The sequence below is a fragment of the Micromonospora sp. NPDC050784 genome (assembly GCF_044456765.1).
In the GTDB taxonomy this organism is placed as follows: domain Bacteria; phylum Actinomycetota; class Actinomycetes; order Mycobacteriales; family Micromonosporaceae; genus Micromonospora; species Micromonospora foliorum.
The window spans coordinates 230902-243252 of record NZ_JBITGG010000011.1; the positions used below are offsets into that span (position 1 = coordinate 230902).

The 12351-nt window shown below is 68.0% G+C and carries 12 protein-coding genes and 1 pseudogene; 2 read left to right on the forward strand and 11 right to left on the reverse strand.

Going from position 1 to position 12351, the window contains the following annotated elements; all coding sequences use genetic code 11:
• The 7 genes from ACIBD9_RS17750 to ACIBD9_RS17780 form a co-directional block, all read right to left on the reverse strand.
• A complete protein-coding gene (locus ACIBD9_RS17750; protein WP_396718843.1) occupies nt 1-3513 on the reverse strand; it encodes an NACHT domain-containing protein in 3513 nt (1170 codons plus the stop codon).
• Complete coding sequence (locus ACIBD9_RS17755) at nt 3458-4039, reverse strand: hypothetical protein (protein WP_396718844.1); 582 nt, start codon at nt 4037-4039, stop codon at nt 3458-3460. The genes ACIBD9_RS17750 and ACIBD9_RS17755 overlap by 56 nt, the downstream gene beginning before the upstream one ends.
• A 34-nt stretch (nt 4040-4073) precedes the next feature.
• The gene (locus ACIBD9_RS17760) at nt 4074-4367 is read right to left on the reverse strand and encodes a DUF6510 family protein (protein ID WP_091408116.1); all 294 of its coding nucleotides are present in this window, start codon (nt 4365-4367) and stop codon (nt 4074-4076) included.
• A 35-nt stretch (nt 4368-4402) separates the two neighbouring features.
• Entirely contained in the window at nt 4403-5182 is a 780-nt protein-coding gene (locus ACIBD9_RS17765; protein WP_396718846.1) for a ferredoxin reductase, read from the reverse strand.
• On the reverse strand, nt 5175-5774 hold the full coding sequence (locus ACIBD9_RS17770) for a sulfite oxidase-like oxidoreductase (protein WP_387170096.1): 600 nt from the start codon (nt 5772-5774) through the stop codon (nt 5175-5177). Before ACIBD9_RS17770 ends, ACIBD9_RS17765 begins: the two co-directional genes overlap by 8 nt.
• A 75-nt stretch (nt 5775-5849) precedes the next feature.
• Nucleotides 5850-6875, reverse strand: coding sequence for a TerC/Alx family metal homeostasis membrane protein (locus ACIBD9_RS17775; RefSeq protein WP_387170098.1), 1026 nt, complete (start codon nt 6873-6875; stop codon nt 5850-5852).
• A gap of 217 nt (nt 6876-7092) precedes the next feature.
• Entirely contained in the window at nt 7093-7503 is a 411-nt protein-coding gene (locus ACIBD9_RS17780; RefSeq protein ID WP_238660011.1) for a DUF2267 domain-containing protein, read from the reverse strand.
• Nucleotides 7504-7659: 156 nt separating this feature from the next.
• Here ACIBD9_RS17780 and ACIBD9_RS17785 point away from each other — a divergent pair, with 156 nt between their 5' ends.
• Nucleotides 7660-7932 (forward strand): DUF2795 domain-containing protein, encoded by a 273-nt coding sequence (locus ACIBD9_RS17785; protein WP_030332551.1) that lies wholly within the window; start codon nt 7660-7662, stop codon nt 7930-7932.
• Nucleotides 7933-7974: 42 nt separating this feature from the next.
• Nucleotides 7975-8643 carry a DUF1345 domain-containing protein gene (locus ACIBD9_RS17790; protein ID WP_396718849.1) on the forward strand — a complete coding sequence of 223 codons (669 nt, stop codon included), beginning with the start codon at nt 7975-7977 and terminating at the stop codon, nt 8641-8643.
• A gap of 260 nt (nt 8644-8903) precedes the next feature.
• On the opposite strand, the gene ACIBD9_RS17795 is transcribed toward ACIBD9_RS17790, so the two are convergent.
• The 4 genes and pseudogenes from ACIBD9_RS17795 to ACIBD9_RS17810 form a co-directional block, all read right to left on the reverse strand.
• Nucleotides 8904-9572, reverse strand: a complete 669-nt coding sequence (locus ACIBD9_RS17795; RefSeq protein ID WP_396718851.1) for a hypothetical protein — start codon at nt 9570-9572, stop codon at nt 8904-8906.
• A 49-nt stretch (nt 9573-9621) separates the two neighbouring features.
• Complete coding sequence (locus ACIBD9_RS17800; RefSeq protein WP_396718853.1) at nt 9622-10596, reverse strand: pirin family protein; 975 nt, start codon at nt 10594-10596, stop codon at nt 9622-9624.
• Nucleotides 10597-10733: 137 nt separating this feature from the next.
• A complete protein-coding gene (locus ACIBD9_RS17805) occupies nt 10734-11225 on the reverse strand; it encodes a hypothetical protein (protein WP_396718855.1) in 492 nt (163 codons plus the stop codon).
• Between the two features lie 886 nt (nt 11226-12111).
• Nucleotides 12112-12351, reverse strand: a pseudogene (locus ACIBD9_RS17810) (hypothetical protein); the annotation flags it as partial.

The window sequence follows — 12351 nt, forward strand, 5'->3', positions numbered from 1 at the left end:
TCATGGGTGTCCCTGCGCGACCAATACGGCATTACAATGCCGCCTGATTTCTTCAAAAGCAGCCGCATCCTCCACTCCGAAGTCGTCACCGTCCCGATCGGCCACATAGTGAAGGATGCCGTTGACGATGCTCTCGTCTGAATAATCGATAACGTTAATCGCAGCCAGCAGGTCCATCGGACGCACCTGACTCCAAGCGATGGGCCGATAACGGTCAAGGGCCTCGATCACCTCAGCGAGTCGGTGCGCGGAAAATCTCAGGTTCCGCACCATGGATGGCAGTGCATCCACGTCGATGTGGATGCCGCTACCTCCGCTTTCGAGACGCTCGCCTAATTGAATCGCCAATTCTCTGACCTCCGACGGAGCACCCTCCCCAGACGCGAGCGCGATTTCGAAGAGGAAGGCACCTGTATCCGCGTCCAAGGCGCCCGCGATGAGTTCGGGATATTGATTAAACAATTCCGGCCTACCGAGCGCGAGGACGGACAGCATGGGCTGGACTTCATGTATTAGCTCGGGACGAAACACGGTCTCAATGAGCCGACCAACGAGCGTGCCAGGAAGATATTTATCATCATAAACTAGCAGCTGCGCGAGCAGGCGTGCCGTATCGACGGTGGCCAACTCGTCCACATCTTCAGCGAGCTCCGCGAGCCTGACATAGAGCTGCTCGTCATAAGGCATCGCGCGCTTTAGTTGAGGGGTCGGCCATCTTGACGCCAAGATCCCTACCACAGATTGGTGCAACTTCTGCTGAAAAGCTGTGATGTTCTGCGGATCGCTGCCGCCCGTTATTCTCGGGAGAAGCCGCTCTCCAGTCGTCAAGACCGTCTCCGTCTGCCGATCACCAGTAATTCTGGCTTCTGCTACCTGAAGCGAGACCCGAAGGGGATACGGCGTTGTCGTCCGAAGACGGTCGTCCACTCGGATTAGGCGATCGAAAAGGCTCCGTTGCGCCTCCGCGTCCAATCCACTCCGCCAAAGCTTCACCGTCGAATCCAGGCTTGGGGCCCCAGGAGGGCCACACAACTCCTCGACCGCAAGCCCCTCCGGGGATGCGCAGAGCGTAGCCAGCAGCACCAGATTTGCCGTGTAAGCCGCGAGTCGATTGACCGCGTCAAAGCGTGTCGGACGATATGGGTCGTCCGGAACGTGCCTCCTAGACCTGCCGTAGAGATCCAGCAGCGCGTGGCGCAGATCGTCGCGTTCATGCATGGGCATGCGATTGGACAGCGTCTGGAGAAATGGCACGATCTGCTGACGACTAGTAAGCGGCTGATGCGATAGCAGCGCCCGTAGGATCCGGTCTTCGAGGGCTGACGCATAGGCGCGCCCCTGCGACCGAGCCCAGTCGTCGGCTAGATCGCGAAGCAGACCGCTAGTTTGCTCGGCGATGAGGTACTCGCTGAACGTGGCATGCATGAACTCATAGGTGCGGCGTTCCGGCGCATGGGCTTCGTCGCTGGTTTGGGCCGTGTGCACGAAGAAGAAGCTGGTGATGGTGCTCTGGGCTCGGGTCACCGACCTGCTGGAAACCATTTCGGAGAGCACCCCGCCCTGATCAAGGGCTCGCAGATCCGCGCCCAAGTCGTTCTCGCTGACCCACTGCTGCCCGCGATTGAACATAGCGAACGCCACGGTCGCCAAATCGCGGCGGCTCTCTATCTCCCGAGCGGCGAAGACCTCCTCGTCCAAGTCACCTTGCTCCTTGTGCCGAATTTGGCGCCGAATGAAGGAGTCAAGCAACCGCCCGTAGAGATCCTCTGTCGACAACTCCTCGGCGTCGAGCCGAGCCTCGCCAGAGGCAGCATAAATAGCAAGCATAAGTAGCAGCAGAGGCTGTTCCGCTAGCTCCGCGTGATGGCCGAGTTCGTCTGGCGTTAGGGGCCTCGCAGACGAGTGATGCAAGTTGGCCGTGTTCCAAATCTCAGTCCATTGTTCTACCTGTTCGGCATTGAAAGGATCCAGTTTAATGACCAGCGTCCCTTCAGGCACCACCGTGCGGTCCATGACCAGCGTCCGAGACGTCACGACAACAACGACCGATCGGCCGTTTATCCACTCCTCCTGCTGAAACCGAGCGGCTCGACTAAGGTAATTCGACTGTGTGATACCCGTAGCCTGTACGAGCTCGTCAAACCCGTCGAGTAACACGATTTTTGTCGTGTCAGATGCGCGGCATTGATCCGCCCACGAGAGTCGCTCATGAATAAGCTGTTCGGTTGCCTTCTCTACCTGATGGTAAATGTCGGCGTCGGGATCGACGGATCGCAGCGGCACCCGAAAGGTGGTGAATACCTCCGCAGGCAGCCGTGCGGCAAGAACCTTGGTGAGCAGCGACTTTCCGGCCCCGGGGCTACCTAAAATGACTAGTGGCAGTTCCGTGCTTGCTGGATCCGTCAGATAGGCTGTCAGGAACGTCGTGAGATTCTCGTGCTCGTCCTGCAGCTGCCACCAGGTCTCGTCGGCTAGGCGCGAGTCCTTATCAGCTCGAGCAATCCGGAATCGCGGGCTAATAAATCCCTGCTCGACTGTGGGGAATGAAATGTTTGCGGTCTCTGCTCGCCAAATCGGTTGGCGCAGCACCTCGATCGCATGATTAGCTAAACGCTGTTCGGCTTCCGTGGCAGGTGTAGGCGCATGCAAAATGCAGGAGAGCATCTCGTGTAGATGAACGAGAGTCTCCTCCTGTTTCCGGATTTCCATCCGGGTAGCTGCATGCTCGTCGAGATCGCCCCAAATTCGAAACTCGGGGACGTCCGTTGCAAGCCTCACGTACCGCTCGCGGTAGATATCCACGGCCCGGCGAATCTCCGTGTCGTTCGGCGCTGGGATACCTCGTCCTGCTGCCAGATTCTCGATAAAGTTGCCGAACGATGTGCTCATTCGGCGCAAAGCGCCCTCAACTGCAACCAGATTTTCCGCGAACCCACGTGTCGCACCCGGCATCGGGGCCACCTCGCTCAACAGGAATGCGCGTAGGGCGGACGCCTTTCCGATGTGATGCTTTTCCTCGTCGGTGATTTCTAGGGCCGCGAAGCGTGGCCCATGCACCTCGGCGATCGCGTCAAAGAACGCGGAGAGCACCAGCACGCCATGCGCGGCCTCCAATAGCTCGTAGTGTCGCCTGCCCCGCGTGGAGCGGATACGGGCGGGTGCAGCGCCGACCATTTCGCGGAGCAAGTTGTTCGCCTCGCCCTTTGCGTCAAACAGCGACAACACTGCATCCGGCGCGAATGGTGCGGCGGCCAAGAGTAGGCCCCCGGCCACCCGCCCAGTGATGGCGACGGCATCGGTGCCGCCAGTGAGGAGGCGAACGGCCTCCACGTAGGAGACTCGAGATCGGGCCACGCTCGCAGGGTAGCGGGATGCCCAACCAGAAGCGAAGGCGTGGATCAGACCATGGGAAAAGTCGGCGTCGGACCGGCAACCCCTAGCCGATCGGACCTCGGTGCTAAGCCACGCTGGCGTTGGTGAATGCAGCGAGGGAGCCCCGGGCGGCCAGTGCATCGGTACGTGCAGCGGTGGGAAGCAGTGTGACTGACGGACCGCGCCGTTCGGATGATCTTAGCGCCTCCTTCTCAGTCCGCCGCCACCCGACCGACGTCTGCGGTGCTTTCACGGCTTCCGGTTGGCGGGCCGGGCGAACCAGGGCGCCAACCATGGGGAGTGCGACGAAACCGACGGCGAGGGCGGTGATGACGGCCTGCCCGATCCGGCCCGGGGTGACACCGACCGCCGGGTCCAGCACGTAGTTGGCGTACCCGTTCGCGGCCGCGTCCGTCACCAGCACCGCGCAGCCCAACACGAGCCCCTGCACCCGGCGAGCGGCCAACAGCACCGCCGCCAACGGATCCCACAGCGTCAGGGACGTGAAGTAGAACGTCAGCCACCCCGGCAGGGCAAGCTGCGGCCCGAACTGGGGCAGGAGCAACTGCACCACGTGCACCGCGGTGCCGTAGGCGAAGACCAGCACGGCGACAGCCACCACGCACCGGACCGCGAGCGGCACACCACGCCAGCGACCGGTGCTCATCCGGCCATGTTGCCTCAGCCGGGCAAGCCTTCCGTCAGAGCGGGCCGGGGAACGTCTGCTCCATCGGCATCGGCACCTGGAGGTAGGTGGTGCCACGCATGTCCAGCCAGGCCCGGTCCGGTCCGCGCACCAGCCGCACCATCACCTCCTCGCAGGAGGGGCAGCGGGCGACGAGACCCGGGGCGTGCGAGTAGACGTGCAGGCTGGCCATCGAGCCGGTCGTCCCGCAGTTCTCACAGCGGCCCATCGCGCTACTCAGGTCGACGGTGAACAGCTCACGCATCGGGCCGTCGAGCATGTTGCCGTCCAGGTACGACATCTCGGTCATCGAATCTCCTCGACACTGCGTGGGCGAGCGGATGGTCAGCCGGTGGGGCCGAAGCGTTCGGTCTTGACCCGACGCGACGGGTGACCCAGGCCCACCAGCAGGTCGGCCACGGTCTCCACGAACGCGGTCGGGCCACAGACGTAGGTGAGCGGTTCCAGGTCCGGTGGCCACCCGTGCGTGTTGACGTCCGCCAGGCCGATCCGGTGCGGCTCACCGCGCCAGCCCTCGGGCGCCTCACGGGTGTAGACGTACGCGACGTCCAACCCGAAGTCGTCGCGGACCCGGCGGCGCAGCTCGTCGGCGTAGATCACGTCACCGGGGGTGCGCACCGAGTAGATCAGCCGGAACGGCGCCTTGCTGCCCACCGCCCGCCGCGCCCGGATCATCGCCATCAGCGGCACGACACCGGAGCCACCGGCGACGAGCTGCACCGGCGCGGTCTCCTCGGGCCGCCAGATGAACCAGCCACCGAGCGGTCCGCGGACCTCCACCGGGTCGCCGGCGCCAAAGACATCGATGAGGTACGGGGACACCTCGCCGTCGTGCACCCGCTGCACGGTCACCTCGACGCGCGGGCCTCCCGGCCCGTCCACGGCCGGCCCGGCGAGCGAGTACGACCGGGCCGCCTGGTAGCCGTCCGGGGCGGTGAGCCGCAGGTCGACGTGCTGCCCGGGCAGGTGCCCCGGCCAGTCCGGCACCTCCAGCACCAGGGTCTGCGCGGTCGGTGTCTCCACCCGGCGCTCCACCAGCCGGCCAACCTGCCAACGGTTCGGCGTCCGACGCTGGGTGCTCGTCGCCGCGGCGCGCTCAGTCACCCTGGTACCGCTGTTCGCGCCACGGGTCGCCGTAGTCGTGGTACCCGGCGGTCTCCCAGAACCCCGGCTCGTCCATCGTCTTGAGCCGAAGGCCGCGCACCCACTTGGCGGACTTCCAGAAGTACAGGTGCGGCACCAGCAGTCGCGCCGGCCCGCCGTGCTCGGCGGGCAGCGGGGCCCCGTCGAAGGTGTGCACCACCCAGGCCTGGCCGCCGCGCAGGTCGTCCAGCGGCAGGTTGGTGGTGTACCCGCCGTAGGAGTGCGCCAGCGCGAAGTGCGCCCCCGTGTCGACGTCGGCGAGCAACGTGTCCAGTGAGACGCCCTGCCAGTTGGTGCCGAGCTTGGACCAGCGGGTGACGCAGTGGATGTCCACCATCGGCGTCTCCTGCGGCAGGGCCATCATCTCCTGCCACGACCACCGGTGTTCACTGCCGTTCTCGGCGGAGATGACGAACTCCCAGGTGTCCAGTGACACCCGGGGCGTCGGGCCGGCCGAGAGCACCGGAAAGTCCTCGGTCAGATACTGACCGGGTGGCAGGGCCGGCTCCTGCGTTCGGGGCCGACCCTGAAAGCCCGGTGACACGATTCCCATTGCACAGTCGTACCACCCGCGCCGGGCGGGGCGGGAGCTTTCCCGCGTACCCCGTCGTCAGCCGGCGCGGCGCGGTCAGTGCCGGTCCGCGACGACCTTGCGGTCCTCGGGCAGGTCGCCGCCCCGGGTGGCGCGCAGGCTGGTCAACGTGACGACCACCAGCACACCGATGATCACGCCGAGCGAGGCCAGGGTGGGGATCTGCGGCACGCTGTCCCAGATGCCGTGCGCCCAGTGCAGACCCAGCTTGAGACCGATGAACGCCAGGATGATGGCCAGGCCGTAGCTGAGGTGCACCAGCCGGCTCAGCGCCGCGTGCAGGACGAAGTAGAGCGCCCGCAGGCCGAGCAGGGCGAACGCGTTGGTGGCGAACACCAGGTACGGGTCCTCGGTGATGCCGTAGACCGCCGGCACCGAGTCGACCGCGAAGACGATGTCGGTGGCCAGCACCGCGACCACCACCAGGGCGAACGGCGTGAGTGCCCGCTTCGCGCCCTGCCGGACCGTCATCTTGGTGCCGTGGTAGTCGTCGACCACCGGCATGACCTTGCGCAGCAGCTTCACCGAGCGCATCTTGTTGATGTCGACTTCCTGCTCATGCCCGGACATGGCGTCGCGCAGCAGCTTCACCGCGGTGGCGATGAGAATGATCGCGAAGAGCAGGAAGGCGAAGTCGAGGGTCTGCAAGGCGGCCGCGCCGAGGGCGATGAAGACGGCCCGCAGCACCAGCGCTCCGGCGATGCCGTAGAGCAGCACGCGCTGGGCGAGCACCGCCGGCACCGCGAACGCCGCCAACAGCAGCATGAAGACGAAGAGGTTGTCGACCGAGAGCGACTTCTCCACCAGGTAACCGGTCAGGTACTCGACGCCCTGCTGGGAGCCGAAGCGGGACCAGATCCAGGCGCCGAACGCCAGCGGCAGCGCTATGTAGAACGCCGACCAGCCGATGGCCTCCCGCATGGACACCTCGTGCGGGCGACGCGTGACCAGGAAGTCCAGTACCAACAGCAGGATGACACCGATGATGGTGACCACCCACAGCGTGGGCGTGCCCACCGACGACAGCTCACTGGCGGCGGACAGATACGACACTTGACTCATGTGGGGTCTCCTCGAACACCGTCATGTTCGAGGTCTCCTTCACCCACCACCTGATGGGCAACCACCCGAGGCACGCCGGGCGCGCCGTACTGACCGGAATGGTTCGTGGGAAGTACTCCCCTCGCACGACAAGGTTAGGCCAGACGGAATCGCCACGCCAAGCGGGACATCGATGGTTGCCCTGGTAAACCGCTGTGCGTGCCCGGAACGAGCGCTGTCAGCCGCGGCGCAGCGTCGCGCCCGGGGCCATCGCCTGCTCGACCAGACCCCGGTAGTCACGCGGCAGTTGGGTCACCACGTCATCGAACTCACCGCCGGTGATCGCCTCGCGCAGGGTGGTGAAGACCGCCCGACTGGCGTCCTCGGCGGCGGGCTCCGGCACACCGGCGCGCAACGCGACCCGGGCGACGAACTCCGCCGCGCCGAACCGGTCCGCCTGCTCGGTGCTCGGGCTCGGTTTGAGCACGAGTTGCAGCGGCTGGGGCAACTGGGCGGCCAGGTCCAGGACCTCGCCGCCGGTCAACCGCTCGGCGAACGTCTCCAGCACCGCCCGGGTCAGCTCGACCGCCCGCTCGGACGACGTGGCGGTGCGCTGGGAAACCTGGTCGATGAAGGTGTCGTAGTTCATCGCGTACTCCCTCGGGCTCGCGTCGGCGCCTGCGGGTACCCGCGGCGGAGGAGGAGAAACGGCGCCGGGAATCCTCCGGTGGACGGGCGTGACCGGCCGGCGGGCGGGTAACCGCCGCCGGTCGTCACCACATCGATGCCCGAGGGAGCCCACGCCATGGCGAGCTACGCCGACGTCCTGCAGTACCTGTCGAGCCTGGACTACCCGGCCGAGAAGGACGACGTGGTCCGCGAGGCCGAACGGGAAGGCGCCCCGCCAGACGTGCTGAAGGCGCTGCGCGCCCTGCCGCCGGTCGACTACGCCAACGGGACCGAGGTGGCCCGGTCGGCCGGGATCGAGGCGGCGCCCGAGGTGGGCCCCGCCCAGCGGGCCGAGCAGGCCCGGGACAAGAAGCACAACCGGGTCTCGCAGCACCTGCGCGGCATCTGACCCGGCGGTGACGTCCACCGCCCTGACCCGGGAGCGGCCCGCATGACCCAGACCGGCCCCGACCGGCCAGCGGACGTGCGTTTCCCGGCTGCCGCGAAGCAGCTCGCCGTGGTGGCGGTGGTCGGCGTCATTTCCGGCTGCGCCTTCGCGTTGCTGCTGCCCCTGCCGCTCGCCGCGCTGGCCGGCTGGGACGTGGGCGCGCTGAGCTGGCTCGTGCTGGTCTGGCACAAGATCTGGCCGATGGACGCCGAGCGGACCGCCCAGCTGGCCGTGCACGAGGACCCGAACCGGGCGATCCGGGACGCCCTGCTGCTCGTCGCCTGCCTGGCCAGCCTGCTGGCCGTGGGGTTGGTGGTGGCCAGCGCCCAGAGCGCGCCCCCCGGGCCGGCCCGGGAGCTGCACAGCAGCCTGGGCGTGCTCAGCGTGGTGCTCTCCTGGTTCGTGGTGCACACCGTGTTCGCCGCCCGGTACGCCCGGATCTACTACACCGGCCCGGACGGCGGGGTGCACTTCAACCAGCCCGAACCGCCGCGCTACTCCGACTTCGCGTACGTCGCGTTCACCATCGGGACGACGTTCCAGGTCTCCGACACCAACCTGACCAGCAACGAGATGCGTCGTACGGTGCTGCGGCACTCGATGGTGTCGTACCTGTTCGGCGCGTTCATCATCGCCGTGACCGTGAACCTGCTGGCGGGTCTGGCTCGGTGAAGAAGGCTCAGCCGGTCCCCCGGAGCGTGACACGGGGCGGGGCCGGTCGAAGGGCCGGGACAGGCGGGCGCCCCTTGGTCACGAACCGCGACCCAGGGCGCCACGCAAGCCTGCCCAGGCGGTGAACCGCATCCGAACCGGTCGCGGTCACCAGGCGGTGGAGGTCCGCCCGAACCGAGCGGCCAGCACTGCCGGGTCCAACCATACGGCAGAACATCCTCCGTTTGGTCAGAATTTCGGGAAGTGTGGGCCAGGGCACGTCACGGCCGACCGGTCACCTCCGCGTACCGGTGCTCCAGGTCGATCCGGGCCAACGCCCCCACCAGCCAGGCGAGCTGCTCCGACTCGCCAGTGGCCAGGCCGGCCAGGTCGTCCGCCGACCTGCCCAACCCGAGCCGACGCGCGGCAGCCAACGCCCGCCGGTCGGCGACCGGGGCCACCTCCCGCCACAACGCCTGCGCCTCGCGGAGAAACAGGTCGACGACCTGATCGTCCACGCCCGGAAGCTCGGCCAGCAGCGTCCGCTCCCGGACCGGGTCGTGGTGCGCCACCGCCCGCAACCGGCGCAGGTCACCCCGGTACCGCTCGACCACCACCCGGGCCAGGTCACCCAGCACATCGGCAACCGCGCCCACGTCACCACGCTGGCCGCTGGCGCGCAGCACCCGTACCCGGTCCTCGTGCAGCGAACGAGCCAGCCGGGCCGCGCTGTCCCACCCCTCGTCACGCAACGCCCGCGCCCCGTCCAACGCCCGCCGGAAGTCACCACGGCGGGCCAGCAGCACCGACAGGTACAGCACCTGGAACAGGCTCGCCGGGTTGTTGGTCACCCGGAACCCGTACTGCTCGGCGAAGCCCCGCCCGGTGCCGGCGAGCCGGCGCGCCAGACGTTTACGGTCCTCCACCGGACTGATCAAACTGGTCGCCATGCCGGCGACTACCCGCGCCACCGGGGGTCACACCGGCCGCGCGTGCCCGTCAGCCGTGCAGGCCACCGGTGCGGTCGCGGGCCTTGAGGCGGGTCGTGGGCAGGGCGGGCGCCGGCAGCGGGGGCGCCGCATCCTCGGCGACCACACCGAAGCGCCCGTCGCCGGCCATCCAGTCCTCCCGGGCGGCGGCGATCTCCTCGTGCGAGCGGCCGACGAAGTTCCACCACATCACCAACGGCTCCTCGAACGGCGTACCGCCCAGCAGCAGCAACCGCGCCCCGGCCCCACCACGCACGGTCAACTCCCGGCGGCCCGAGCCCAGGTACAGCAGCGCCCCCGGCTCGAACCCCACCCCGGCCGCCTCCGCGGACCCGGACATCGCCAGCACGGCGTACTCGAAATCGGGCCGCAACGACATCGTCGCCGGCGCCTCGCCGCGCAGCTCCAACTGCACCCCCACCAGCGGGGTGTGCACCACCGCCGGTGACCGCTCCCCGCCGAACTCACCGACCAGCAGGGTGACGTCCAGATCGCCGTCCCGCCAGCGTGGCAGGTCGGCGTGGTGCGCGAAGTCGGCCGCTCCGGCCCGCGCCGGGTCCGGCAGCGCCACCCAGAGCTGCACGCCGTGCATCACCGGCGGATGGGTGGCCGGCGACCGCTCCGAGTGGGCGATGCCGTTCCCGGAGGTCATCACGTTCAGCTGGCCGGGCACGATCGGCTGCACGTTGCCGAGGCTGTCCCGGTGCAGGATCTCACCGTCGAGCAGCCAGGTCACCGTCTGCAGCCCGGTGTGCGGGTGCGGCGGCACCTCCATACCGGGCCGCTGCGCCACATCGTCCGGGCCGAAATGATCCACGAAACACCAGGCGCCAACCATCCGGCGGGCACGCTGCGGAAGCAGCCGCCGCACCGTGGTGTACCGACCCAACGGCACGTCGTGGCCGGGCAACAACACGCTGCCGGGATCGACGTCGGCCACGCCAGGCGGTCGGGTCTGCGCCAGCATTGATTCAGTACGCTCCACCGCCCGACTGTACGCGCACGCCCTCTCGCAACCGCGGCGCTTCCAGCCAGGGCGGGCGGGGTTCGCCAGCCCGGGTTATGGGGTTGGCCTGGCGCGGGCTGGTCTGGCGTGGGCTGCCGGGCTGGCGTGGTGTGGGTTCACCGGTTGCTGGAGGACACGATCACGCTGTTGGCGCCGGCCACCAGATCCAGGTACAGGCGCTCCGCCGACCGGTCCCAGCCCGGCGTACCCAGCACCGTGCCCGCGGCCACCCCATCCCAGCGGTCGTCGCGTACCACCACCGAGCCGGCACCGGCTCCCGCCCGAACCCGTACCGGAGTCTCCCCGGCGACCCGGACGTCGAGCTGGCTGGTCCCGCCGGTGAGTCGTACGGTCAGGCTGCTTACCGGGTTGTCCGAACGCGAGCCGGTGGGGCTGCCGAGGACGGCGGCGGTGATCGGTGGCAGGAGAACCTCGGAGCGGCTGGAGCCGCCGGCGAGCTCCACGCCCAGCAGCCGGGCCCGGGTCAGGTCCAACACCTGACTGCTCACCCCGCCAACGAGATGGAGACGCCAGGCGACCCGCTCGTTGAGCAACACCCGTACGGCCCGAGGCCCGCGCGTCCCGGACTCCACGAGGTCAAGCCGCACGGTCTCCCCTGCACCGCCGGTCGGCCCGCCACACCCGAGCCGGCCGGGGTGCTGATCCTGTACAGGTCGTCGCCCAACTCGGCCACCCGCAGCTCGAACGAGGACAAGCCATCCGCGAGCACGAAGGTGCCCATCTGGCGACCCGCCAGTGGCGCTGTCAACAGTTGCTCGGCAGCCGCACCCGCACCACCGCGGCGATCCTCAGCCGCGTCCGGGTCGGCCACGCCCCCCGGACGGCCGCCGCCACCGTGCCGAGCGTCGTCGGGGCGGGTGCCCTCGGGGCGGATGCCGTCGGGTTGGGTTCCGTCGGGACGGGTCGCGTCGGGGCGGGTCCCGTCTGGTTGGCCGGAGTAGGTCATGCCGAGGCGACCGGGATCGGCAACGATCACGGCCACCGCTGCCGCACCCAGGAGCAACACGACTGCAGCAGCTGCCACCAACAGGCGAGCGCCGGTGGACCACCGTCGTGGTACGGCCTCATCGGAGGGTTCCGGCTCTGACTCCGGTTCGCGATCCGCGCCGTACCCAACTGCGGCCATGCCTCTATCCCTCCGCCGGTCCCCGTCCAGGGGTACGTACCCACCAGCCGATCGGATCACTCGGCGCCGATCACGTCACTCCGCTACGTCGCCAACGTGAATCTTGGACACTTTCCGTTCGCGCCGAACGAAAACTGTCCAAGATCTACGGACATACGCCAACCTGACGACGCCATCCGCCTTCGAAGGACCGTTCACAGCGCGCCATCCTCAGCCAGTGACCCGCGGCCAGCGGGCGGCGACAGCGGGCGGCGACCGGCTACGGCAAGAAGGCCGCTGGCCGGCACCCCGGGTTGCGGGTGCCGGCCAGCGGTCGGTGTCATGCTTCGCGGTTGCGGTGGTGCGGGTCAGCTGTTCCAGTACTGGCCAACCAGGTCGGCGGCCTGCTGTTCCCACTGGGCGTAGGCGTCCGGGTACGCCGACACCTGCACGGTCTGCGCGGCGTCGGTCAGCGGCATGTCCTGCCACCCATCGACCTGCTTCAGACCCTTCAGGAACGCGGTGGTGGAGTACTCGGGGTCGGTGATCTGCTCCGGCGTGCCCCAACCACTGGACGGGCGCTGCTGGAACAGGCCCAGCGAGTCGTG

What these genes read in the sequence shown, in the direction of transcription:
- ACIBD9_RS17750 (WP_396718843.1), bottom strand. Translation starts at nt 3,513, where the DNA reads ATGCACTGGCCGCCCGGGGCTCCCTCGCTGCATTCACCAACGCCAGCG.
- ACIBD9_RS17755 (WP_396718844.1), bottom strand. Translation starts at nt 4,039, where the DNA reads ATGAGCACCGGTCGCTGGCGTGGTGTGCCGCTCGCGGTCCGGTGCGTG.
- ACIBD9_RS17760 (WP_091408116.1), bottom strand. Translation starts at nt 4,367, where the DNA reads ATGACCGAGATGTCGTACCTGGACGGCAACATGCTCGACGGCCCGATG.
- ACIBD9_RS17770 (WP_387170096.1), bottom strand. Translation starts at nt 5,774, where the DNA reads ATGGGAATCGTGTCACCGGGCTTTCAGGGTCGGCCCCGAACGCAGGAG.
- ACIBD9_RS17775 (WP_387170098.1), bottom strand. Translation starts at nt 6,875, where the DNA reads ATGAGTCAAGTGTCGTATCTGTCCGCCGCCAGTGAGCTGTCGTCGGTG.
- ACIBD9_RS17780 (WP_238660011.1), bottom strand. Translation starts at nt 7,503, where the DNA reads ATGAACTACGACACCTTCATCGACCAGGTTTCCCAGCGCACCGCCACG.
- ACIBD9_RS17785 (WP_030332551.1), top strand. Translation starts at nt 7,660, where the DNA reads ATGGCGAGCTACGCCGACGTCCTGCAGTACCTGTCGAGCCTGGACTAC.
- ACIBD9_RS17790 (WP_396718849.1), top strand. Translation starts at nt 7,975, where the DNA reads ATGACCCAGACCGGCCCCGACCGGCCAGCGGACGTGCGTTTCCCGGCT.
- ACIBD9_RS17795 (WP_396718851.1), bottom strand. Translation starts at nt 9,572, where the DNA reads ATGGCGACCAGTTTGATCAGTCCGGTGGAGGACCGTAAACGTCTGGCG.